Genomic DNA, 24,367 nt, shown 5'->3' with positions numbered 1-24,367 from the left:
AAAAAAGGAGGCACCCCAACAAAGGAACGATGTCCTAAGTTGGGGTGCCTCCCCTAACAAGTGTCATTTTTTCTTGATTATAACGATTAAGCGCATGAATGTAAACACTTGATCATGAACGCCTTACTTCTCATTTCTCATCTCTGATCTTTAATAACGCTTCGTCTAGTGCGCCAACGACCTTGTCACACCATACATCAAATTCCGGATCTTCGGTCTGTAATTCAGGATGCGCCAGAATGTGCTCAATCGTACGTCGAATGCCCTGATCAGCTCTTGTCGTTGCTACAAATTCCGGAACAAGCCGCTTCAGCTTGCTGTTATCAAAGACAACGGTATTGGCTTTGTCACCCAGCAATCCGCCGCGAAGATCCTGATCACTGCATGCGGCCAAGAACTCAGAGGGTACATGCACCGCATGAAGCTTAACGCCCAACACACCAGCTATAATCTCATGAATCTGATTCCAGGTGACGGATTCATCCGAGGTGATATGTACCGATTCACCAATGGCATGGATATTTCCCATAAGCCCGATAAACCCTTTGGCAAAATCAGTATTGTGCGTAATGGTCCACAGTGAGGTGCCATCTCCGTGGATGATAACGGGTTTTCCTTCACGGATACGCTTGAGAACCTGCCAGCTGCCTTGAGCACCATGAACACCGAGAGGTACCGATTTGTCGCCATACGTATGGCTCGGACGCACGATGGTAACAGGAAACCCATGCTCGCGGTATTGTTTCATCAGATAGTCTTCACAGGCAATCTTGTTGCGAGAATACTCCCAGTATGGATTCGATAAGGGCGTACCTTCCGTGATCCGGTAATCAGCCAGAGGAGTCTGATACGCTGATGCTGAACTTATAAATATAAACTGCTTGGTTTTATCCTTGAACAAACGGTAATCTCGCTCCAATTGAGACGGTACAAAAGCGATAAAGTCTGCCACAACATCAAATTCCAGATCAGCTATCAGTTCCGCTACACGTGTCTCGTCATTAATGTCCGCTTGAAGTACGTTGACCTCACTAGGTAAGTCATCGTTATGATTGCCGCGATTAATTAAATACAGTTCACAGCCTTGCTGTGCAAGCATCTCCGTAATGGCCGTACTGATGGTGCCTGTCCCTCCAATAAATAGCGCTTTCATTTCGCCACCTCCTGATCGATTTTACCCACTTTTCCATGATATCACGCACCAAAAAAAGGAGCAAAGCTCGGTGACCCGAAACCTTGCTCCTTCTGTTTATACGACCTTAATCGTTGCATATATCATGTACATGCCGCAATGGATCTCATATTCTCCCTTGGGCAGATCTTTGTCGACCGTATAATAATTGGGTCCCTTTTGCATGTATAGATCCATGCCTAGCTTTTGTGATCCCACTGATTTCACATGTGTCACCGACCGGGTCAGAATAAAGTTGATTTTGGTCGGTACGCCAGCTTTCACCTCGATGACGTCTGGTCCAAAACCATCGTTGCTCACGTCCACATCAATGACTTCATATCCCTTCAAATCCTCCGCAGTCTCGGCTTGTGCTGTTACTGCACTTCCCGATCCCGGGGATACGTCTTTGCCCATAAAATAAACCAAAAATGATCCAAGCAGTACAACAACGGTCAGACCCAGCGTTAACCAAGGCCATGTTTTTCCAAACCAGCTTTTCATATAAACACTCCTCATTCGATGTCCCATCAATATTCAATCAACAGACGGATGTATTCTTTAAGCATACCTGATTCGCATGACAATGAAAATGACCCCTCTGGGCTATTGCGGTTGAGCTATATAAGTGGAACTAAAGAATATTTACACTGGACACTCCGATGACAGAACAACCTTTCGATCGCTGTTATCCCCAGATTTTTTGATTTCCTTTTTCAAAGGGTAAAATCCGGGAATAGCGTATGCTTCCGATGTAGCTTTCTTGCAGAAAGCTTGTAGGCGCACGCTTCGCTTCTTCAGATTATTTCTGTCCTCTCCGTTTCGTGTAAATGTTTAGTTCAATTTATATAGAATATTTCAATAGAAAAAGCCTGATTTCTCAGGCTTATCTACGGGTATTCCCGTTCATGCTTTGCAATATCCCTTTTTGTATAACTCAGGAATATATCGGTGTATTCCGACTTCGTCTCATGCGTAATTTATACAACTCTGGCAGGGCTACACCAATGAGCACTATAATAACTCCGAACCATTGCAATCCGCTGACATGCTCATGGAGCACGATTGAGGATAACAAAACTGCAATTGGAAGCTCCACTGCACCCAGGATTCCGGCCATGTCACCACCAATATGCGGAACGCCGATAGCGAACAGTACTGGTGGAATGAATGCCCCGAAGAATCCGAGTAGCAATCCAAATACAAGCAATTGGCTCCAGATCAATCCGTTAAAGAGGAATGTCGGCGGGAACAAAATGCACAGCAGGATCAATCCGCCTGTAACCATCCACGCACTGCGGAAGGCTGGATGCGCTGAAGGAACCGCTTTGCCGCTGAACAAGACAAACAGGGAATAACTTACGGCTGCCATTAGCCCAAGAGCAATACCCAGACCGTTGAACTCACCCAATCCTTGTTCCAGGAAACCCGCTGCCAGCAAGGTTCCACCGAACAGAATGATCAACGTCAGGAACGTGACTTTGTCTGGACGTTGTCGTTTGCTTATCGCCTGAATCAATACACTAATCCAAGTGAACTGGAACAACAGGATAATGGCAAGTGAAGCCGGAATGTAACGCAAAGACTGATAATACACGAGACCTGTAATTACGGTTGGTGTTCCAGCAGCCATCAATATCAGACGTTGTTTCCACGTCAACCGCTTGAATACCTGTGCCACGGCTCCTGATGCTTTGCCATTTGCCTGTGACTTACGTTTTGTTCTAAATCTTGTGTATAGCGCCAGCATCCAGGATAGAAGAAAACCCGTGATCAGCTGTGCTCCCACAACCTCTCCAAGTTTATATCCTTCGCCGTACGCCAGAACCACAATCGTGGATAATATGCCATAGCTCATCGCTCCCGCGAGAACGGACAGATAATATTTCATTGTGAATAAACCTCCTGATGATAAGAAAAATACGCCCGCATGTTGGTTCATGCCAATGTCACAGACACCATCTAAATGCAAAAAATCCTAACTACGAGCAAGGAATACATTGATTCCTTGGCATCGTAGTTAGGAAGTATAGGCTTCCCGTAGAGACCCTCGCCCTGTGTACACTTTCGGCCTGCGAGGTTATACGAAATGATATATGCAATTTGATGTAATTCGTGTGTGACGACTTTTCATATATTACATGGGAGGTGAGATGGTGTCAACCCTATTCCGTCTAAAAAGTTGAACTACATTATTACACCGAGTCGCTTCGATCGCTGTACTATACTTCGAGTACTCTGATTACGTAAAAACGTCATGTCCGATTGGAGCCTGAGGAGTCCCACTCCAATGTTTGTTGTAAACCTGCCTTCAATCCATCCAGATCCAGCCCATCTACGGCAAAAGCCTCACGGATCAAAGGCGGCGCGACAAATTCATCATACTTGCCCAGATAAGGCGCTTCATCTTCAGCCAGTAACGTAGATGCGTCTTCAGCCGTTCGACACTCACTCATAATCTCAGCTAACAATGTTCGTTCATCGACCTTGCCGGACACTACAAAATAATATGGCTCCATGGGCACAACCGAACGCAAGGCAAGTTTCTTGGACAGATTATGCTTCATCAAGCGCTCCAATGTACGGAAAGATTTACTTCCCACCCAAGGAAGAACATACAACGAATCTCCCCCTGCCGGAATCACGACCTGCTTCAACAGTCCGCTTTCACGAGCTAGGCGGCGCGCCCGTTCAAGTCGATTGACGGCTTGTGGTGACAGGTAGGGATAGATGGTCGATTCGGATAACACTTCACGCATTTTCTGTACCACCGACGTATGAATATCTCCTCCCGCTCCAAGCCATAACGTATCTACTTTACCTTTTGCTGACTTCACATACACAGCCTTGTGCTTGTGATCGACCTCTTCCACTTTCCACAGTTTTCCTGCAAGCGAGAAGCAATAGCCAGGTGGGGGTACGGTTGTAATCGAACCAATCTCTTCCGAGCCGTTTAATACTTTATGTTCCTCATCATCCTTAAACACCGCGTAGAAGCGATAATTATTCACGATTTTTTCACCTGTCAGACCGATAATCAATGTTCGATCCTCTGTCCATTGCAGGTGATCCGTCTCGATGAGGTAATTCAGGAAAACCTGATATTGATCAGTTCTAATCAACGCAAATGGAGCCAGCGAAAGGATGGCTTCTGCAAGATCTCTCGGCTCCGCCTCCCCCATACTTTTCAACATGCTCATCGTCTGATGGTAGAGCACACCTATGGGCATTTTGCGAGCTTCAAGCGGCTCGACCCACTTCGTTTTTACATAGAGTTCGATAACAGCAATCGCACGCATCAACGTCCACGGCATACGCGCTGGCAATTGCGCTTCCTCGTCCTCTTCCTCCGGACATACAAAAAGCATCTCTGATGCCATATCCTCTCGTCTTCCTGAACGTCCCAGACGCTGTACAAAGCTCGAAGCACTATACGGTGCACCAAGCTGAACCACACGTTCCAGCTCGCCCAGATCGATGCCCAGTTCAAGCGTGACCGTTGCCGCAGCAACCGCGGGACCCGATCCAGTGCGTAGGGCAGCTTCCGTCTCTTCCCTCAGCATGGCGGAGATACTTCCATGATGCACATGGAACACATCACGCTCTTGCCTGCGAGCCGCGACTCGCCGCATCTCAAGAATGGTGACTTCAGCATCCGTTCGGCTGTTGGTGAAGATCAGCGCTTTTTTACGATGTGTGCTCTCATAGATGAAGTCATAGTATGCTTTACGTGCGTTATGAAGCTGCTCCGCCTGCTCCTCGTCCTGTGCATCTGGAAAAGAGAAATGTTCCACCCGCAGTCGCAACTTGCGACCGCCCGGGGAAGAGACCACATCCACCCCCTGCTGCGTTCCCGCAGCAAGCCAAGATGTGGCCGCATCATAGTCACTAAGTGTAGCCGACAAGCCCACTCTTCGCGGTGCACAGCCAGCCATACGCTCGATTCTGGCAAGCTCGCTGAGTACTTGAATCCCCCGATCCGCTCCCATGAAAGCATGCACCTCATCGATAATGACATACCGCAGGTCATGAAACAGTGCCGGGATTGCATTTGGTCGATTCATGAGCAGACCTTCCAGCGATTCAGGCGTTATCTGGAGCACACCGGACGGATTTTTCATCAGTTTTGTTTTCTCCGCCTGAGGTACGTCCCCGTGCCAATGCCACACCGGAATATTTCCTTCGGATAACAGATCCTTAAGACGTTCAAATTGGTCATTAATCAGGGCTTTCAAAGGTCCAATATACAAAATGCCAACCGATTTGGAAGGCCGTTCATACAGCTCGGTCAATGCAGGAAAAAAAGCCGCCTCCGTCTTGCCAGAGGCCGTTCCCGCCGCAATCAGCATATGATGCGGGGTATGAAAACAGATATTGCAGGCCTCAATCTGGGCAGGACGCAGCGATTCCCATCTTTTTTTATAAATAAATTCCTGAACAAACGGCGCCAGCCGATAGAACGGATTATCACTCATAATTCAAACTCCGCCAGGAAATCGTCCAGATCATCCGTATTCGCTGAAGCATCTGCCTCTTTATCTGTTTCCTGAGGTTTGGCAACCCGCTCGCCAAGTAATTGAGTATAAGTCACTTCAGGATTCTGGTGTAACGTATGCAGTACATCCATAAAATCTCGTACCACTTCACGCGTGGTCAGCAATTCATCCGCACCCAGTCGGTTCACCGCCGTTTGCATAAAATCAACCAATTGTTCATCCGTCAGACTTGCGCTGTATCCAAAATGCAGAGCATGAATCTGCCGCAGCTTCTGGAGCAGAATCAGAATCTCTTCATGCGATAACATCGTCAACTTCAGGATCGGACCTGTGTAATTCGCATACGCTTTGGCTGCATAACGACCATCAATAAGCCTGGAGCGAAGCGCTTCATAACTGTATAATCCGCGCCGTTCATCCTCTACAAATTGCGGCGTACCACCTGCAAATATGCCTAGGTGCTCCGCCTTGCCCTGCATCGTATCATTGAACATGGTCAGCAATTTCTCATAGTTGCTTTGACGGGAGACACTGTTTGTAATTTTGTACAGATTCACTGCTTCATCAATGAACAACAGCAATCCTTTGTAACCAATGCGCGCTGTGAATTCAGACCACAATTTGAAGTAGTCGTACCAGTTATCATCGTCAATGATAACCCCAACAGCCAGTTCTTTTTTCGCTTCCGTTTTGGTTGCAAATTCTCCTCGAAGCCAGCGAAGTGCTGCCTGTTTGCGATCATCATCAGCAAGCTTGTACCCGTTCCAGTACGACGCCAGTACTTTGGCAAAATCAAAACCGTGAACCAGATTCTGCATCTCACCCGTCACTGCATAGATCTGCTTCTCTACCTCAAGCGGCAGAGCGGGATCATCCGGGCGCAGGTTCTGACTCTGCATCGTGGATTGTTGCAACCCTGCGATCCATTTTTGCAAAATCGGCTCCAACGCTCCCCCATCCGGGCGTGTGCGTGTAGACAGACGAGTCATCAGTTCGCGATATGTGGCAAGTCCCTGGCCTTTGGTTCCCACCAATCGGCGCTCTGGTGACAGATCCGCATCTGCCACAACGAAATCCCGATCCATCGCATAGTTACGAATCATTTGCAAAAGAAAGCTTTTACCGCTGCCGTAACGACCCGTAATGAGTTTAAACGCTGCGCCGCCCTCCGCAATATTGTCCATATCCCGCAAAATGGCTTCCACTTCCGGTTTCCGACCAACAGCAATCTGCTCCAGTCCTATGCGCGGGACAACACCAGCTGTCAATGAATTTACAAGCGCGGTGGTCAGCCGCTTTGGTATTTTAAGTTCTGTCACTGCGTATCACCTCTTCACATGTTCGAACACATCTATATAATCAGGAACAATCCGATCACCATCAATCAGAAGATCACCGATCGTTTCCATAGCCACATCATTAATTTCATCCAGCAGAAGCGTAGGCATCGTTCCATATTGCTCAGCCAGACGCATCAGCTCCGTATCTGGACTTGCGCCAAGAAGGACATGAATCGTTTGCACCTGCTGAGGGGAGAGTTCATTGGCAAAGAGCAGCCATTCTTCATCCAGATCAGCCTCAGTAGACTCGTCCCACTGCAACCTAATCGATTCTACTTGCGCTCCTGTTGCAATCTCTACTGCAGATGGCTCCGACTCCATAGAACCTTCAGTTGGAGTGATCTCATTCCTTGCTTCCAGTACATCGAATGGATTACTTGTAACATTTGCGCTATTAACCTCTTCATCCTTCACTTCAGAAGGGTGATCATCCTCAATTGTAAGCGCCAATCGCACGTACTCACTTTCCTGCTGTAAAGACGCCAATTTCTCTGAATCAATACGAATCATCGGTTGTTCCACGGACTTCGCCTGTTCGATCGCGTATGTTTTGTCCAGGTATCGCTCAATCAGATTCGCAAGTTCGGGTTCAAGAGTCTGTCCTCGCAATCGGCCTCTGAATCCGAGCAGTTCACGAAGTTTATTTTCAGTACATCGATAGATCCGCGTAACCATCTGCACAAATTCAGCCTGTTCACCTATGGGCATATATCTGAACGATACCGATCTTCCATAGATCGAATCATCATAGACTGCTTTGCGAAACAGAATGCGCTCCATCGTGCGTTCATCGTTAGGATCACACTCAGGCAACAGTCCAACTTGTCGCGCACGTTCCAGGTACGAATCAACCAAAGCCATGACCCGCGGGATGTACTGCTCCATCACTTCTTTGCCGCCATCTCTATAGAATTTACTGAGTGTAATATCGTAATCATAGTATCTTTGCAGCATATTCAGCGAGATATCCGATACCTTATCCTGTAAAATACGTTGCAGCTCCCTATCCAGCATCTCTGCTGGCAGGTATCCGCCCGAAAGGACCATGACCTCGGATAAGGACATCTCCATCTGATGGACCAGCACATAATCGACTATCCACTCTTGCATATATATATTTAATTGGGGCAGCCGTTCACGGTAGTTCACCCATAGCTGCTTCAATTGATCATAACCATCCTGAGGATTCTGCCAGCCAATGCCGTTAATTAACTCGTAGATATGAACAAATAGATAGGACAGATCGGTATCCGGGTATCTCCCCTGACGTACTTCCTTCCTCCAAAACATATACCACTTGCGCTGGGCATCATTCATCACGCCATACGTTGGCCAGTAACTCATAAAGGGAACCCACGGGGATACATCCCCCTCCATCTCTGCCCACCGCTTTGCTTCCTCTACAAAACGTTTCTCTGAGGACAATATGCCTCCACGATGCTGCATCGTATCATGTGCAGACTGCACAATGGTTGAACGATCAGGAACCGGCACTGCTGCTGTTTCAGGTTCTTCACTCAGATCTATCTCCATAAATTCCAATTGTCTTGAGTTATCTTTCATAGAACGTTATCTCACCCTCCTCCAAGACAGAATACGAACAAGTGTATCCATAGGGATCATTATATCACTTGTCCTGTGTCTGCGGTGACGAAATTTAGACATTCCTGAACACAAAAAAGAAGGCATTTCTGCCCTCTTTTTATCAAGTATTTTTAACTTTTTCACAAATTGATGATATCTTAGTCAAATCGAACGTTGCACAGACGTAATCACACGAAAATTGCGCGATTTTCCCCTCACTTTTTGTTCTTTCTTGGACTTCGGTTCGGCCATGGCCAGGAAAATCTCCTCTCATGATGTTATATAAGGGATGTTACTTGTCCGTATTAATCCACTGGTCCAGCAGTCGGAATGTCTCTGATGCACTGTGTACCATGTTGTCATGATCTTCTGGAGTACTGATGGACTGTTGCAGCAAACCTGTAAACTCGCTCCATCTTGTTCTTGTCTCTGAGCCGTAGGCGTTGAAATATTCCAATCCACGATCCGCCTCAATCGGCAGGAACTGCGACAAACGTTTGGTCATAATCTGTCCACCGTTCGTGGACCCCTCAATTACATACAGATATCCGAACAAACGGGCAGGTGTTGAAATATCCGGCAGTTCTTCACAGAGCGGAAGTTGGCTGATTTCCTCTTCACTGGCACCCAGATTTCGTAAATCTTTTTCCAAGAGTCCAGCCTTGCCTCTAATCTCAATATCCAGTCCCGTACTTCCCCAGAAAGGCTGCTGTACAACCTGATCCTCCAGCGGTTTCAGGAATCCATAAAATTTCTCTAAATATGTTCTATATTCTTCTATATTCACGGTTTGATTCATAATGGCTTTTGCATAAGGGTTCTGTTCTACTTGTCTGTGATAATGAGCTGTCTCGCTCTTCAGACGTTCCATAATAGTTGTTGCTGTCATCGTATTTATCCCCTTTCACAATCTGTTCTATTGTTGCAAATGAATGCGGACCTCAACTGATTCTCAGTATATTGAAATGGAAACTGCTTTCCTTGAAGTCAGCTCCATTTAATACAAACAAAGGCTCTATGTAAGTATACTTATTCTTATTTGAGAAAACTATATGAATCCAACATCCGTGTACAGCCCAATTCATTGCTCCGTTGTTATCTTAACCGACTGTAATCTGTATGTTTAAGTATTAACCGAAAACAATAAAAACGACCCTATAATCTGGAAGGCAGTAGATTTCAAATGCCAACATGGTACACTAACTTTATATCCTGTCATTGGAGGAATGCATTCTATGGATCTTACTGTTCAAGACGTTGTACTTCATCTCACAGATAACATTGAATTGCCGGAAAACACGGTAGATCAGCTCATTACGGGCTCACTTGATCGTAAGGTCACAGGCATTATCATTGCTTTTATGCCCACACATTATGTTATTGAACAAGCCATACAGGAAGGTGCGAACTTGATCATTGCGCATGAATCTCCGTTTTACAACCATCACAGTCATACGGATTGGCTTGCAAATGATTCGGTTTATGTGGACAAAAGAAAGTTGATCAACGAAGCAGGCATTTCCATCTATCGATGTCATGATATCATCCACCGCTTCCAACCGGATGGCATTACCGAAGGACTGATTCGGGCATTGGGGTGGTCCTCTTATGTAGAGCAACGACTACCGGAAGCAGACGTCCTTTCTTTTCCGGAAGGAAGCACCGCCCAAGCTATTGCTCACCATGTGAAAAGTTCCCTGGGCATCGATTATGTACGCGTTGCAGGCAATGCGGAAATAGTCTGTAGACGCGCAGCGGTACTGGTAGGATTTCGTGGTAATGGACATGTGACGATTCCCTTGATTCAGAATGAGCAATTGGATCTCATCATCGCTGGAGAAGGATTCGAATGGGAGACACCGGAATATATCCGTGATGCCGTGCAACAAGGCAAGTCCCAGGCACTGATCATGATGGGACATGCCGAGAGCGAAGCTCCGGGAATGAAGCTATTGGCAGACAGGTTGGCAGAACGTTTTCCTGAACTGTCCGTTCGTTTTGTAGGCGAGAAGCCTGTATACACTGTGATCTGATAATATTATTGGATTTGTACGGAGAGAATCTCTAGCTGATTGCTTCTAATATCATTGCCTATCCTCCCCCGGAGCTTTGGATACTTTCTATGCTCCGGGGTACACTGGGTAGACTCTCGTTACATTTCTTGGATAGCTAACGAACCTGACACACTCTATTGAGCGAATATTTGCCGATTTTCAAAAGTAACGAATCGTAGACACCCTATTCCTCCATTCCCCCCTGTTTACCGTCCATATCTACCCAACATAGCCCAATTAGCGTCGCTGAGATTCGTTAGATTTCTCAGTTCAACCAAATCAGTACAATAAGGTGTCACTGGTTCGTTAGACTATGATGAAAAATGAGTACTGAGCACATATACCACGCATCTCTTCATGCCCCATCTGGATTTACCGAGTTCTTTATAGTACTCTAGATGCTGTGACTTCAAAGCTCAGGACATTTGTCCTTGGCGTTCAGAGTCAATTTATCATTTAATAATAGAAGTCGAAGTGATTGAATAAGGAGCGTACATATGAGAGGAATTATTTTTGCATTACTGGGCGGCGCGTGTATCACGCTTCAAGGGGTTGCCAATACTCGGATTAGCACCGACATGGGCACATGGCAGGCCGCTACGATTACACAACTGACGGGATTCATCTTAGCGGCGCTGATCCTAATGTTTGTTAGAGACACCAACCTTCAAGGACTCAAACAAGTAAAACCTATGTATCTGGCGGGAGGTGCTTTTGGCGCCGTCATTATTTTCAGCGAAGTGACGGCCATTCAGCAAATCGGGGTTACATTCACGATCTCTGCTCTGTTGATTGCTCAGCTATTCCTAACCTTCCTGGTCGATAGTAACGGATGGTTTGGCGTTGTGAAACAGAAGATGAAACTGCCACAATTTCTGGGCATTGCCTTAATGGTGACTGGTGTCATTATTATGAAACTATAATTTATGGAGAAGGATTGAAACATATCGTCGGGGGTGAATCACAGCGTGCAAGAGTTCCATAACGAGCAACAATTAATGCAATATTTGAAGCAATATCAACTCGAAACTGTATTTCACGAGCCCCTGCGTGCACATATGACGTTATGCCACTTTGAGAAGTGTGAACTGATCTGTCGTGAAGGGGAAGCTTCCGAATATTTGTACGTACTGGTTGAGGGTAAAATCAAGATTTTCACAACCTCCGCACAGGACAAAACGCTGGTGCTTTGCTTCAAAACACCGCTTGAAGTGGTCGGTGACATAGAGTATGTCCGTGAAAGCGATATTGTTAATACGGTTCAGGCCGTGTCACCTGTGGTGATGCTTCGCATTCATTATCAATGGCTCGCTGAGCTTGCCAGCGATTATGCACCTTTGCTTAAATTTTTGCTCAAAATCATCTCACACAAGTTCTATATCGACTCGAACTTTTCCAATTTCAACCTGATGTATCCCGTTGAGGTTCGTCTAGCCAGCTACCTGCTCTCCATCTCGACAGAAGAAGCTGGCAACGTGGTTCATGAAGAACTGGACGCGTTCAATCTGACCGACATCGCGAATCTGATCGGCACCAGTTACCGACACCTGAACCGGGTCATCCAGAAGCTCTGTGCAGACGGGTTAATTGAACGACATCAAGGATTGATTATGATCAAGGATAGAGCCGGTCTAAGGGAAATAACAGGTCACAATATTTATGAATAAGGAGTTCGACAACCATGTTAATCACAGGTATTTCGCTTGCATTACTGGCAGGTGCACTTGTCAGTCTGCAAACGATTTTTAATAGCAAAGTCAATGAGCGCACTGGTTCATGGTCCACAACAACGATGGTGCTTTTCACCGGATTCCTTGCTTCTTTCCTCATCTCTCTGCTGGTAGAGGGCAAAAATACATTCAGCTTCCAGCATATGCAACCCTGGTACTGGCTCAGTGGAGCCATCGGCGTTGGCGTGGTCTTCTGTCTTGTGCAAGGCATGAAGCTGCTTGGCCCCACGTATGCCATCTCGATCGTGCTGACATCCCAACTGAGCTTTGCTCTATTGTTTGATTCCATGGGGTGGCTTGGTCTGGAGCAAATTCCTTTTTCGTGGAATCAGCTGCTCGGTGTACTTGTCATTGTTGGCGGAATTGTATTGTTCAAGTTCGGTGGGGGTAAATCGGAAAAATCAGATAAGTCCCCTGGAACACTACAGTCCAACTCATAAACAAACAAAAAAAGAGTGTCTGTCCAATCCAGGAGATTGGTCAGACACTCTTTTTTTGCAATCATACTACTACATATCGTATCGCTATCTTATACGAACTCTACGTTATGGTAAACCTGCTGAACATCCTCAAGGTCCTCAAGCGCATCGATCAGTTTCTCGAACTGAGCTTGTGCATCCTCTGGAAGTTCAATATGGTTTTGCGCAAGCATGGTCAGCTCGGCTACTGTGAACTCAGTAATACCAGCAGCTTTGAATGCTTCTTGTACAGCGTGGAATTGATCGGGTTCTGCATATACAATGACAGCATCGTCTTCGTCCACGATATCACGTACATCCACATCTGCTTCAAGCAAAAGTTCCAGTACTTCCTCGGAGTTTTTGCCTTCTATACCGATAACCGCTGTTGGATCAAACATGTAAGCAACAGAACCACTGACACCCATGTTGCCCGCGTTTTTGTTAAACGCAGAGCGCACTTCCGGCGCTGTACGATTTACATTGTTAGTGAGTGCATCAACGATGACCATCGCACCATTCGGTCCGAAGCCTTCATAACGCAGCTCTTCATAGTTCTCATCCCCGCTGCCTTTTGCTTTTTCCATCGCACGATCAATGATGGCTTTGGGTACATTATACGTTTTGGCACGTTCCAGCACGACTTTCAGTGCACGGTTCGCTTCCGGGTCCGGTTCGCCCTTCTTGGCAGCTACATAGATCTCAACGCCGAATTTAGCGTAGACCCGGCTCGTGTTTGCATCTTTTGAAGCTTTCTTTTCCTTGATATTATTCCACTTACGACCCATATCGTTTCCGCTCACTTTCAACATTTAATCTGCTTTCTACTATGCCATTATATCTTGTTGAGCGTACTTCAACAAGTTAATACACACGAAATAATGGGAATAACTGCGGTGATTATCCATCTCCATTTGAAGATTAGCCTCAGTTTATCCTCTCATAAATCTCTCAGCAGCAACTAACGTTACCTCTCTTCACTCCATATATAGCAGACAAGAAGCACCCCATAAAGGAATGCTTCCGCCCTAAATCAGTCCTAATTTCAGTTATCTTACCCGGTCAATTAAGCGTGAAATTGTCGACCATCCAACACCTCAGGAACATAACCGGCACGAATGACAAAGTCTCCGAAATGTTCCCCTTCATTGCGCTCTTTGGCATACTGGTTCACCATTGGAGTTAACGTGTCCAAAATCTCGGTTTCACCAATGTTTTCTTTGTACAGCTTATTCAAGCGATGTCCGGTGAAGCTGCCACCGAGATACATATTGTATTTCCCAGGTGCTTTACCTATAAATGAAATCTCTGCCAGCATCGGTCTTGCGCATCCGTTCGGGCAGCCGGTCATCCGAATGACAATCTCTTCGTCTCTCAGCCCAGCTTCGTCGAGTACAGGCTCCAGTTTATCGATCAGGGACGGCAAGTAACGTTCGGACTCAGCCATCGCGAGACCGCAAGTCGGAAGCGCAACACAAGCCATGGAACTTCTGCGTAGCGCAGAGTAATGTGCACCATCGGTCAGATTGTACTGCTGAATCAGCGCTTCAATCTTTTTCTTTTTCTGGCTGCTAATATTACCGATGATCAGATTTTGGTTCGCAGTCAGTCGGAAATCACCCGTATGCACTTTGGCAATTTCACGCAGACCCGTCATGAGCGGATAGCCGTCTACATCTTTTACACGACCATTCTGAATGAACAGCGTGTAGTGCCATTTGCCATTATTGCCTTTTACCCAACCATATCGATCTCCGTTAGTCTCAAAATGATACGGACGTGCTGCATCCAGTTTCCAACCCAAACGGGTAGTCAACTCTTCTATGAACCACTCCACACCACGGTCATCCAGCGTATATTTGAAACGAGCATGTTTACGAACGGCACGATCTCCATGATCACGCTGAATCATGACTGTTTTCTCCGCAACATCAATCATTTGCTCTGGCGTACAGAACCCAATGACTTTGGACACCTGAGGATAGGTCTTCGAGTCACCATGAGACATGCCCATGCCACCACCAACGGAAACGTTGAAGCCTTGCAGCTTGCCGTTCTCCACAATAGCAATAAAGCCAAGATCCTGTGAATAGACATCCACATCATTGGATGGTGGTACAGCAATGCCGATCTTGAACTTCCGTGGCAAATACACTTTGCCATAGATTGGTTCAACTTCTTCGTCGGAGTCCTGGGAATCAATCACTTTCTCTCCGTCCAGCCACAGCTCATGATAAGCCCGGGTGCGAGGGTCCAGATGATTGCTCACCTGACATGCCCACTCATACACTTCAGCATGCACATCGGATTGATTCGGATTCGGGTTACACATCACGTTACGGTTTACGTCACCACATGCAGCCAGTGTGCTTAACAACGAATCATTCACTTCGCGAATGGTGTTCTTAAGATCCCACTTCAGTACACCATGCAGTTGGAAAGACTGACGTGTGGTCAGACGAATCGTCTCATTCGCATATTTATGTGCTACCCGATCCATCATCAACCACTGCTCCGGGGTTACAACCCCACCGGAAGCACGTACACGCAACATGAATTGGTATGCCGGCTCCAGCTTGGATTTGTGACGCTCGTTACGCAGGTCACGGTCATCCTGCATATAACTGCCGTGGTGTTTCATCAGACGGTTGTCGTCCTCTGGAATTGCACCCGTGATGCGATCGGCCAACGTCTCGGTCAGACTTCCGCGCAAGTAATCACTTTTGATCTTTATATCTTCCACATCGCTATTCGTGCGCTGTGGGTTAAGTAAGTTATTATAAACCATGCTGCTTTCTCCTCTCGTCTCTGCGGGATGGTGCAGTCCGGCTGGGCCGGTAATTAATAGACGTCCCGCTGATAACGTTTCTCCTGCTGTAACCGTGTCAGATATTCCGATGCCTGCTCAGACGATAAACCGCCTTCTTGTTCAAGAATCGTGGTGAGCGCAGCATGCACATCATGTGCCATTTTTTTCTCGTCACCACAGATATACACGCTTGCCCCTTCCTGAAGCCACTGGTACAGTTCTTTGCTGTGTTCCAGCATGCGATGTTGTACATACACTTTCTGTTCCGTATCACGTGAGAAGGCTACATCCATCTTCGTGAGCACACCATCTTTGAGCCAACGCTGCCACTCCGTTTGGTACAAGAAGTCAGTGGCGAAATGCTGATCTCCGTAGAACAGCCATGTCTTGCCCTCTGCTCCTGTTTCTTCACGCTCACCAAGGAAAGATCTGAACGGTGCTACACCTGTACCTGGGCCAATCATGATGATCGGTGTATCCGGGTTCTCAGGCAGCTTGAAATTCGGATTATGCTGTATATATACAGGCAAGGTATCGCCAGCTTCGATTCGTTCAGCAAGATGTACCGAGCATACACCGTAACGTTCTCTGCCACGCGCTTCATAACGTACGGAGCGAACGGTAAGATGAACTTCATCCGGGAAAGACTTCGAACTACTCGCTATGGAGTAAAGACGTGCCGGAATTTTGCGAAGAGAAGCTACGAATTCTGTAGCAGGAATCCCTTTCAGATTATAATCCTGAACCAGATCCAGCAGATCACAGCTATTCATGACTGTACGGAATTCGGAATCATCTGCGAGTAACGCCGTCAGGCCACTCCCAGGATTCAGTTTCGCAAGTTGTTCCACGACCGGTTTCGTCACAGCTGTAATTTCAAAATAACGCAGCAACGCTTCGTGCACAGATGCCTGATTGCCGTTTTTATTCACGGTCACGCGTTCATCGGCATTCCATCCCATGGCTGCAATCAATTCATCGACAAGGCGCGGATGATTCTCAGGGAATACCCCAAGGCTGTCACCTGGCTCGTAGTCCAGGCTGGAGCCTTCCAATGACAACTCAATGTGGCGTGTTTCACGGTCCGATCCTCTGCCATTCAGATTGAGATTCTCCAACACTTCAGCCTTGAATGGATTCGTGCGATCATATTCGGATTCCCCGCCGCTCACCGCAGCTGTAACACCCTCAGTGGTTACCATACTCGCAGCAGCAGATGTACTGCTTAAAGATGCCAGTACTTCATTCATCCACTCCGCAGCTGCTTCATCAAAATCAACATCACAGTCCACGCGCGGTACAAGAGCTGTACCCCCCAATTCCTGCAATCGTTTATCGAAATCCTTACCTGTCTGACAAAAGAACTCATAGGAGGTATCTCCCAGAGCCAACACCGAGTAACGAAGTCCTTCAAGCTTTGGAGCCCGTTTGCTGTTCAGGAATTCATGCAGCGGAATCGCATTATCCGGTGGTTCGCCTTCGCCATGCGTACTGACGATGATGAGAAGATTTTCAATTTTCTTAAGTCCGTTCGGTTTGAAATCTCCCATCGATGACAACGTTACCTGAAGACCTTGCTCTTCAAGTTTCTTGGCCAGCTTTTTCGATAGGCCACTGGAATTCCCGGTTTGTGAACCAAAAAGCACGGTAACTTCCCGGGATACTGGCGGAGCACTGACAGGTGCAATACCTGTAGCTGGTGCAGCCTGTACCAGGTTAGCTGGAGCTGCTATTGTCGCGCTTGCCTGAATTGCTGCAATATATCCGCTCAACCAAGTACGTTGTCCATCGGTCAATGTAGGAATAAGACGATTAAGCAGTTCAACTTGTTCTTGATTAAAAGGGCTGTTTGTCACTTGAAGTTCCACTGTTTGCCACCTCGCGCATTGCTTCGATTTTAATTCCGACTAAAATCATCACATTAATTTAATTTCTTCTCTCTAAAACCTAACACACCGGGTGTTGAGGGTCAATTTCAATGATTTTATAGCATTTATCAGTTTCGCTGATAAAGGACAAAAAACAACAAAAACCCTCCTTTCAAATCAAGGACGGTTTTGTTTTATTTTTTAATTTGGCGGCCAGCTCAAGTTGAAGTGGAAAGTGGAATATAGTCACTAAAATCATTTCCCAGCACTCTGCTTTTATCTCCGTATACTCTGTCCAAGTGATTTTCTCCCCACAGACATATGCGGTCAATGATGTCCTGTAGTGTCAAGCCGTACTCTGTCAGCTCATACTCTACCTTGGGCGGAATCTGGGGATGAATGATCCGATGAATGATTTCATTCTTTTCCAGTTCACGCAGCTGCTGGGTTAAAACCTTCTGGGTAATGCCAGGAATGGCTCTACGAAGTTCGCTTGTTCGTTTTTTACCTGATATCAGCTGATGCAGAATAAGAATCCTCCATTTTCCACCGACCAGTTCCAGCATTGCCTGCACACCACTCTCATATTTTTTCATTTCTTGTTCCACTTGTACTCCCCCACAATTCACATATATGTATACCCGTTATTAAAAGTAACCGAAGAACCCCAAGGTATCTACAGCACTCTCAGGTGCGTACTTCTCAATAAGATGTCATGAAACTTATAATAACATTGGTCAGAATGTTTAACCAAAAAAATCAAAAGAAAAAAGGATGGTTACTCCTACATGAAAGTTAAACTGGTCGTTACTCACCCAAGACAGGACTCCCTAACATTTGCTGTGATGAATCGTTTTATAGAAGGTATGCAGGAGAATTCCCATGAAATCGATATCCTCGATCTATATCATGACGGATTCGATCCCCTATATCGTGTTGAAGATGAGCGAGACTGGCAAAATCCCGATAAACAGCATGCCCCTGTGATTCGCAAAGAGCTGGATCGTGTGCTTGCGGCTGATGCTATTGTATTTATTTTCCCGGTCTGGTGGTACAACGTTCCCTCCATGCTCAAAGCTTATCTGGACAAGGTATGGAACATGGGACTGCTGAACAAGGCAAACTCCAAAAAGGCACTGTGGATTGCACTAGCTGGAGGAACGGAGGCTTCATTCCATAAATACGACTATTACAACATGATTTCCAATTATCTTAATAACGGGATCGCAGGTTATGCAAGAATGCAGGAATCCCGAGTCGAATTCCTCTATGAAACCATATCAGAATCCAAAGAACATATTGAAGGTTTGCTTGAGCAAGCATATCAAATCGGCAAACATTACAATTAACAATTCGCAGACATTACACATAACAACTGCAAAAAGATAGGAAGTTACTCGTTCGTTGAGTATTCGACTTTTCGCCCATGAAGGGCGCACAATTAAGAAGGCTTATCCAACCTGAGTTCCAGGTCAAAGTAAGCCTTCTTTTTCACACGTTACGATTCTGGTGTATTATCATTTATTCCATACCAGTTTGCTCATCATCGCATATAACAATGTAGCCGATTCGGCTCGGGTTGCTTCGGCAAGTGGTTTCACCTCACCGTTGTACCCGTGGGCGATGCCCAGATCCACAAGTAATGCGACACTATCCCGGGCATAGGAGCGAATCTCGGAAGCGTCGTGGAAACGAGTAAGGTTATCTGTTGCAGCCGTCTCGGAGTCAACCAGCCCAGCCGCCGCAAGTGCCCTCACAGTCAACGTCATCATCTCCTGACGAGTGATTGTGGACTCTGGCAGGAAGCGCCCGTCACCGGTGCCACTGGTGATACCTAGCGAACGCGCAGCTGTAACTGCTTCGTAGTACGGAGCCTTTTCGTTTACATCAGAGAACGCATTCCCCGAAGAAGCATTCAAACCCAGCGCAGTCATCAACCATTGCATGTATTGGCCGCGGGTCATCTCCTGTTTTGGATGTAACTGCGTGGAATCACCGCTTGCCTCTGCATCAATTACACCTCGGACAGCCAAAGCCTCCATTGCTTTCTTGGCCCACAGCACTTCTGCAAGATCTGTGAATGTCTGCTCCACAGACACAACAGCATAACTTCCTGTGAATGATGTTACGGAAAGTACAAGCTGCCCGCTTTTTTGATCGTAGTAACTTTGCGGCAACGGGGTTGCCACACCGTTCGCACCAATGGCAAATGCTACAATCCGATCCTGCTGAGCATTTTGTGAGGATTGGAAAGGCAAACGAAGGTTCAACCCGCTTTCCGATGGCCATGGTTGACCATCCAGTTGAAGTTCAAGCTGGACTCCATATTGCGTGCCGAGCTGATCTGCGACTGTTTTTGGCAGCTCTGTTCTGACCAATCGGATTGATGCAATCCCATCACCAACTATATCCTTCATTAACAGTGTCGCAGGAAGCTCCAACATTCCCAGCTCTGTAACAATGTTGAACACATGTGACTCACCCTGATCTATCAACACAGAGGCAGGCAGAGACAATTCATATGCCGTTGCTCCCGAAACCGGCTTCAGCCGAAGTTCGACCAAGCGCTGACCCGCATCTGTTGAGGGGGCAACTTTAAAAGCATCTTTAATCGTTGAAACATCCACGTTGGACTGCACTACACCCTTCTGATCAGACTGTCCCTGCAACTCCAGAACAGAACGGTCCTTCTCCGGTTTAGGTTGTGGTACCCCATTCTCTGCACTTGGGTTACCACTTCCTGTTTGTCCGTCATTGTTGGCTGAACCAGAACCATTTCCTGGATTTCCACCGGAATTGCCGCCTGAATTACCACCCGAACCAGGGTCCGTGCCTCCAGGGGAAGGAACAGATGCGAGCACCTTCACCATCAACGGTACAGTCAGGGCTCTACTGTCGTCAGAAGTTCGAGTAATTTCCAACTCCAGGGTTACTGTTGTTTCCTTAGATGGTGGGACAATCGTTCCATCAGTTTGAATGACCGACGGTACCGAACTGGAAGAGATCTTCACCGTGAAACCTTGCGGCACGGATGGGAACTTCAGTTTTTTTGCACCTGCGGAAGGTTGTTCCAATGCTGTAATGCTTGTAGCTACATCGGCAGCGTTCTGCTGAGCCGTTTGCACCTGATAAGCGGAAGATACACCTCTCACGGATTGCCCCGTCGCATCCAAAGCTTCCACTTTGTAATAATAATCCGTGCCGGGGTTCAGTTCACTGTCCGTGTACTCCCGTCCATTGCCGCTATAGACCACCTTATACTCTCCATGCTCACGATCTGAGCGGTAGAGCTTGTAGCTTGCTGCACCAAGATGAGCATCCCAGTGAAGCGTTGCGCTCGTAGAATCTAACGCATCAGCGTTAAGGCCTGCACTATCATTTGCAGGTGGTGCAGCGTCAGGTTTAACGATCATAATCCAGCTAATCATCGGGTCCTGTGATGCCGTATTGCGCACAGTCAACTCCAGCTTGTTGTCCGACACGTTGATGCCTTTGTGGGCTCTAACGCTGGCAGGCGTAAAAGTAACTGCACCCGTGTTGGCGCCATTGATGATTAAATTCGCTTTGCGCGAAGTATTGGTCCACGGATCGTTGAATCCGGCGTATACATCATATGTCCCGTTTGGCACATCAAATGTATAGGTCAAATCCGTGCCTTTAGGAGAATTGCTGACATTGCCACCGTTGAGATAACGTACGGTCGAGAATATATCCCCGCCATTCGAACCGGATGGCAGTGCATCTGCGCTGACATACCCCCAACTATATCCCTCAGACGGAGCGTACATCTGATCCGCCGTTTCCGGGTTCGCAAGCGTTCCCTTCATATAAGCACCCATGAGACTGTAATCAGCCGTTTCGTAACCACCACTATTCACGAAAAAAACTGTATTCTCCGGAATGACATTTACACGAACCGCCTGCTTTTTGTTGTTATATTCCGGTGTGGTTACCTGTAATGTGAGCGGTCCTGGCTTGGCAAAATCTTCTGCCGTCATGGCCCGGTTATCAACCGTCCAGACTGCTGGCGTTGATACCAGTGCTCCACCCTCGCGCACATTCAACGTTGTTGGCAGGGATGGTACTTTGCCTAGCGCCACGGCTTCTGGCAAGGGATCAGCAATATCTACCTTGCCCATCGAATTCAGCAGATCAGGTGTCCAGCTGTTATACCACTTGATCGCGATGTCGGAGCCTATTCCAAACTCAATTGGCAAGAACACGTATTTTGCAGCATCATTCGAGAAATTGCCACCATTCCACGTATCCCCTACGTAAATGAATTTGCCTTTTTCCGGATCGACCGGAATGACGGATGTGGTCTGTGTGCCAAATGCCTTGCCTGGATCGGGATCAGTTGGCAACGTACGCACGAACGGATTGGTCTGCGTTGACCACGGGCCAAAAATGTTATCCGCCACCGTCACTTTGTTTTCGTTAGGGGCCCAACCGGAAGCTCCGGAAGTCAAAATATAATATTTCCCCTGATACTTGAACATCGCCGGTGCTTCACGTTGCCCTCCCGGGAACACTCGCACGTAATCGACGCCGTATTCCGCCTGATAGGTGGAATCTCGTACCGGATTGCCTTTGTCATCCGTTCGTCCTTCCTTATGCCACCCTGTTACGTCACTATAGTCTTCATTCAGTTTGGAGATATATAACGTCAGGTTTTCTTCGCTCGAGTAGATCAGGTAACCGGTACCGTCATCATCCTTGAACAACGTCATGTCACGTGCCATACCCCGGTCGCTTGGGAAGAAATCTTTCTCCCCTTCGGGAGCTCTGTCCATCCGGTAACTCTTCTGATACACAAAAGGCCCTGTTGGAGAGTCGCTGATCGCATAACCGGCTCGCGCCTTACCGTAATTCGCATTATCGTTATAGGGGTCCTTGTCGCCGTCCATGTGAGCCCACATCACGTATTTCTTCGTTTTGTCGTTGTAGATGACCTTTGGTCGTTCAATAATCCGTCCTTTGCGGATATCTGCCCAGATATCCACGCGGTCTTCACGCCCCGCATACAATTCGGAGATCAACGGGTCATTGTCAAAATCATCCATGGATTGAAGTGTCGTTAGAGCCATGCCTCGGTCCGTCCAGTTCATCAGATCCTTGGATGAATACACACGCACACCAACCGCTGGCCATCCGCCCGTGTGGTATTCACCATACCAGTAATACATCTCCGTCTGTTCATCATAGAAAAAGCCTGCCCCATGCGCATCAATCTGCTTACCGTCCAGATCCGGCCACAGTTGCCCCGGTGTAATGCTTGTACGAATCGTCGTAACACCCAACGGTGCGGATGCTGGAGAAGTTACGCCGTCCACGGTCGCCTGGATGATGTAAAAATATCCTGTGCCCATCGTCAGACCGCCATCGTTAAACGTGTTTTCATTGCCGCTATAGACCTGCTGATACGTACCCGTAGCACTGGTTGCACGGGACACGATATACGTTACATCAGATCCAGGCAAGACAATCCACCCCAGAGAGATTGATGTGTCCGTCACAGCTGTGGCAGCGAACTCTGCTGGAGAGTCAATGGAGTATGTCGTGGCTTCTGCAACAGTGAATGCTGACTCCCCAGCTGCGTTATAGGCTGTTACGCGATAGTTGTAGCTGTTGCCCGGCTCAAGTGCATTATCCGTGAATGTGAGCCCTTTACCTTCATAGATTTGCTCGTATTGCTCACTGCCAGCTTTGGCCCGAATCACGCGATAACCAGTTGACTTGTCCACGGCGGACCAAGATAGCTTCACGCTTGTTGCGTTGAGTGCTTCGGCCTTTAATTCGCCAGGAGCCTGTGGTGCCGATGCTGTCGTCCGAACTTCCAGCGGAGCAGTCCATAATGATTCGGTTAGACCTCCGTATTCATAAGCCAGCTTGTAATAATACACCGTATCCCCGCTCAATCCTTCATCCGTGTGTTCCAAAGTTCCGGTACTGGTTACCAGGGAATAGCCGCCTTCAGGCGTAGAGGAACGGTACAAGCGATAGGCTGATGCTCCCGCGATTTCAGACCATTGCAGTGAAACCGAAGACGCCGTCTGCTCAGCAATGGAGAGCTGAATATCGTTCCCAGGCGGCTGCTCGGCAATGATTACGTCATCTGCATGTAACGACTGCCACTTATTCCGAATGCCCACGGTACCTGACCCGTATGTAGTATCGACCAGATCAAATACCAACTGATCGGAGCCGTTTTCCGCGATATACCCGCGAATGGTGGTACCTGATAACACCACTTTGAGTGTGTACCATGTATCTTTGGCAAACGCATAGTCCACCGTGTTCAAAGTTGTGTCTGATCCGTTTACCCGTTTGGAGAAAACGAGTTTATTATTGGGAACATGCATTTGAAAATAGTAAAAGTTGCTCTTATCCTGAAACCGCGGCAAAATGCCCGGAAATCCTTTACCTTCTCCTGTATAAAAGCGCATGGACACGGTCATGTCCGACATGGAGTCTCCAGTAGAGATGATGCCTTCATTGGTATCGCTCTGGAAAAGCGTAAAGTTGGACGCATCTGTCGGGTCAGCGAACACTTCCCAGTTGCCTGAGCTTACGTTCCACGCGGGTGATTCCGTGTAATTCCCATCCGAAAAATCGTCCTGCAACAACGTGGCGGGTATACTGCTCAGATCGGCATACGCCTTACTCGGTAGCATCAACGGTCCCGAAGACAGCGCAAGTGTTGCTGATAACATAAATATCATGGGTTTCCTGAGTTTAGCCAATGTTCATTCTCTCCTTTGGCGTGAAAGATGAAAGCATGGTTCTTGAACGCGTGGTGTTGTTGTTCAGCCTATCCTCAGCAACCAGTGGTCAGTAACGAGTTTTGTCCACCTCCT

Annotated in this window: 17 protein-coding genes and 1 riboswitch; of the genes, 5 read left to right on the top strand and 12 right to left on the bottom strand. The window is 47.3% G+C overall.

Annotated features, from left to right (window positions below):
• Positions 1–130 precede the first annotated feature (130 nt).
• The 7 genes from MHB43_RS14285 to MHB43_RS14255 form a co-directional block, all read right to left on the bottom strand.
• Positions 131–1,153 (bottom strand): SDR family oxidoreductase, encoded by a 1,023-nt coding sequence (locus tag MHB43_RS14285; protein WP_221819554.1) that lies wholly within the window; start codon positions 1,151–1,153, stop codon positions 131–133.
• 96 nt (positions 1,154–1,249) lie between these two features.
• A complete protein-coding gene (locus MHB43_RS14280) occupies positions 1,250–1,675 on the bottom strand; it encodes a cupredoxin domain-containing protein (RefSeq protein ID WP_074094860.1) in 426 nt (141 codons plus the stop codon).
• 433 nt (positions 1,676–2,108) lie between these two features.
• Positions 2,109–3,062 carry a DMT family transporter gene (locus MHB43_RS14275; protein WP_221819555.1) on the bottom strand — a complete coding sequence of 318 codons (954 nt, stop codon included), beginning with the start codon at positions 3,060–3,062 and terminating at the stop codon, positions 2,109–2,111.
• A gap of 106 nt (positions 3,063–3,168) precedes the next feature.
• Positions 3,169–3,279: riboswitch (purine riboswitch) on the bottom strand.
• Between the two features lie 147 nt (positions 3,280–3,426).
• On the bottom strand, positions 3,427–5,646 hold the full coding sequence (locus MHB43_RS14270) for a DEAD/DEAH box helicase (protein ID WP_405132180.1): 2,220 nt from the start codon (positions 5,644–5,646) through the stop codon (positions 3,427–3,429).
• On the bottom strand, positions 5,643–6,986 hold the full coding sequence (locus tag MHB43_RS14265; protein WP_405132179.1) for an ATP-binding protein: 1,344 nt from the start codon (positions 6,984–6,986) through the stop codon (positions 5,643–5,645). Before MHB43_RS14265 ends, MHB43_RS14270 begins: the two co-directional genes overlap by 4 nt.
• 6 nt (positions 6,987–6,992) lie before the next feature.
• The gene (locus MHB43_RS14260) at positions 6,993–8,570 is read right to left on the bottom strand and encodes a TerB N-terminal domain-containing protein (protein WP_405132178.1); all 1,578 of its coding nucleotides are present in this window, start codon (positions 8,568–8,570) and stop codon (positions 6,993–6,995) included.
• A 313-nt stretch (positions 8,571–8,883) separates the two neighbouring features.
• Positions 8,884–9,480 (bottom strand): biliverdin-producing heme oxygenase, encoded by a 597-nt coding sequence (locus tag MHB43_RS14255; RefSeq protein WP_405132177.1) that lies wholly within the window; start codon positions 9,478–9,480, stop codon positions 8,884–8,886.
• A 346-nt stretch (positions 9,481–9,826) separates the two neighbouring features.
• On the opposite strand from MHB43_RS14255, the gene MHB43_RS14250 reads away from it, so the two are divergent.
• From MHB43_RS14250 to MHB43_RS14235, 4 genes are all read left to right on the top strand, one after another.
• Positions 9,827–10,624 (top strand): Nif3-like dinuclear metal center hexameric protein, encoded by a 798-nt coding sequence (locus MHB43_RS14250; RefSeq protein WP_405132176.1) that lies wholly within the window; start codon positions 9,827–9,829, stop codon positions 10,622–10,624.
• 518 nt (positions 10,625–11,142) lie between these two features.
• The gene (locus MHB43_RS14245; protein ID WP_036608521.1) at positions 11,143–11,568 is read left to right on the top strand and encodes a DMT family transporter; all 426 of its coding nucleotides are present in this window, start codon (positions 11,143–11,145) and stop codon (positions 11,566–11,568) included.
• 45 nt (positions 11,569–11,613) lie between these two features.
• The gene (locus MHB43_RS14240; protein WP_221819645.1) at positions 11,614–12,312 is read left to right on the top strand and encodes a helix-turn-helix domain-containing protein; all 699 of its coding nucleotides are present in this window, start codon (positions 11,614–11,616) and stop codon (positions 12,310–12,312) included.
• A 14-nt stretch (positions 12,313–12,326) separates the two neighbouring features.
• Positions 12,327–12,815, top strand: a complete 489-nt coding sequence (locus MHB43_RS14235) for a DMT family transporter (protein WP_221819561.1) — start codon at positions 12,327–12,329, stop codon at positions 12,813–12,815.
• An 89-nt stretch (positions 12,816–12,904) separates the two neighbouring features.
• Here MHB43_RS14235 and MHB43_RS14230 read toward each other — a convergent pair whose 3' ends face one another.
• From MHB43_RS14230 to MHB43_RS14215, 4 genes are all read right to left on the bottom strand, one after another.
• Complete coding sequence (locus MHB43_RS14230; RefSeq protein ID WP_036608916.1) at positions 12,905–13,621, bottom strand: YebC/PmpR family DNA-binding transcriptional regulator; 717 nt, start codon at positions 13,619–13,621, stop codon at positions 12,905–12,907.
• Between the two features lie 278 nt (positions 13,622–13,899).
• Positions 13,900–15,621, bottom strand: a complete 1,722-nt coding sequence (gene cysI / locus MHB43_RS14225; protein ID WP_221819562.1) for an assimilatory sulfite reductase (NADPH) hemoprotein subunit — start codon at positions 15,619–15,621, stop codon at positions 13,900–13,902.
• A 53-nt stretch (positions 15,622–15,674) separates the two neighbouring features.
• Entirely contained in the window at positions 15,675–17,510 is a 1,836-nt protein-coding gene (locus tag MHB43_RS14220; RefSeq protein WP_221819563.1) for an assimilatory sulfite reductase (NADPH) flavoprotein subunit, read from the bottom strand.
• A gap of 218 nt (positions 17,511–17,728) precedes the next feature.
• Positions 17,729–18,106 carry a helix-turn-helix domain-containing protein gene (locus tag MHB43_RS14215; RefSeq protein ID WP_253509488.1) on the bottom strand — a complete coding sequence of 126 codons (378 nt, stop codon included), beginning with the start codon at positions 18,104–18,106 and terminating at the stop codon, positions 17,729–17,731.
• A gap of 192 nt (positions 18,107–18,298) precedes the next feature.
• On the opposite strand from MHB43_RS14215, the gene MHB43_RS14210 reads away from it, so the two are divergent.
• A complete protein-coding gene (locus tag MHB43_RS14210) occupies positions 18,299–18,859 on the top strand; it encodes an NAD(P)H oxidoreductase (protein WP_405132175.1) in 561 nt (186 codons plus the stop codon).
• Between the two features lie 168 nt (positions 18,860–19,027).
• On the opposite strand, the gene MHB43_RS14205 is transcribed toward MHB43_RS14210, so the two are convergent.
• Positions 19,028–24,253 carry an S-layer homology domain-containing protein gene (locus MHB43_RS14205; RefSeq protein ID WP_405132174.1) on the bottom strand — a complete coding sequence of 1,742 codons (5,226 nt, stop codon included), beginning with the start codon at positions 24,251–24,253 and terminating at the stop codon, positions 19,028–19,030.
• Positions 24,254–24,367: the final 114 nt, after the last annotated feature.

Source organism: Paenibacillus sp. FSL H8-0317 (genome assembly GCF_045040685.1).
GTDB lineage: Bacteria > Bacillota > Bacilli > Paenibacillales > Paenibacillaceae > Paenibacillus.
Note: the sequence above shows the minus strand (reverse complement) of the source record. Positions and strands in the feature narration are given on the sequence as shown.

Coding starts and splice junctions, on each gene's coding strand:
- MHB43_RS14285 (WP_221819554.1), bottom strand. CDS start 1,153: ATGAAAGCGCTATTTATTGGAGGGACAGGCACCATCAGTACGGCCATT.
- MHB43_RS14280 (WP_074094860.1), bottom strand. CDS start 1,675: ATGAAAAGCTGGTTTGGAAAAACATGGCCTTGGTTAACGCTGGGTCTG.
- MHB43_RS14275 (WP_221819555.1), bottom strand. CDS start 3,062: ATGAAATATTATCTGTCCGTTCTCGCGGGAGCGATGAGCTATGGCATA.
- MHB43_RS14270 (WP_405132180.1), bottom strand. CDS start 5,646: ATGAGTGATAATCCGTTCTATCGGCTGGCGCCGTTTGTTCAGGAATTT.
- MHB43_RS14260 (WP_405132178.1), bottom strand. CDS start 8,570: ATGAAAGATAACTCAAGACAATTGGAATTTATGGAGATAGATCTGAGT.
- MHB43_RS14255 (WP_405132177.1), bottom strand. CDS start 9,480: ATGACAGCAACAACTATTATGGAACGTCTGAAGAGCGAGACAGCTCAT.
- MHB43_RS14250 (WP_405132176.1), top strand. CDS start 9,827: ATGGATCTTACTGTTCAAGACGTTGTACTTCATCTCACAGATAACATT.
- MHB43_RS14245 (WP_036608521.1), top strand. CDS start 11,143: ATGAGAGGAATTATTTTTGCATTACTGGGCGGCGCGTGTATCACGCTT.
- MHB43_RS14235 (WP_221819561.1), top strand. CDS start 12,327: ATGTTAATCACAGGTATTTCGCTTGCATTACTGGCAGGTGCACTTGTC.
- MHB43_RS14230 (WP_036608916.1), bottom strand. CDS start 13,621: ATGGGTCGTAAGTGGAATAATATCAAGGAAAAGAAAGCTTCAAAAGAT.
- cysI (WP_221819562.1), bottom strand. CDS start 15,621: ATGGTTTATAATAACTTACTTAACCCACAGCGCACGAATAGCGATGTG.
- MHB43_RS14215 (WP_253509488.1), bottom strand. CDS start 18,106: ATGAAAAAATATGAGAGTGGTGTGCAGGCAATGCTGGAACTGGTCGGT.
- MHB43_RS14210 (WP_405132175.1), top strand. CDS start 18,299: ATGAAAGTTAAACTGGTCGTTACTCACCCAAGACAGGACTCCCTAACA.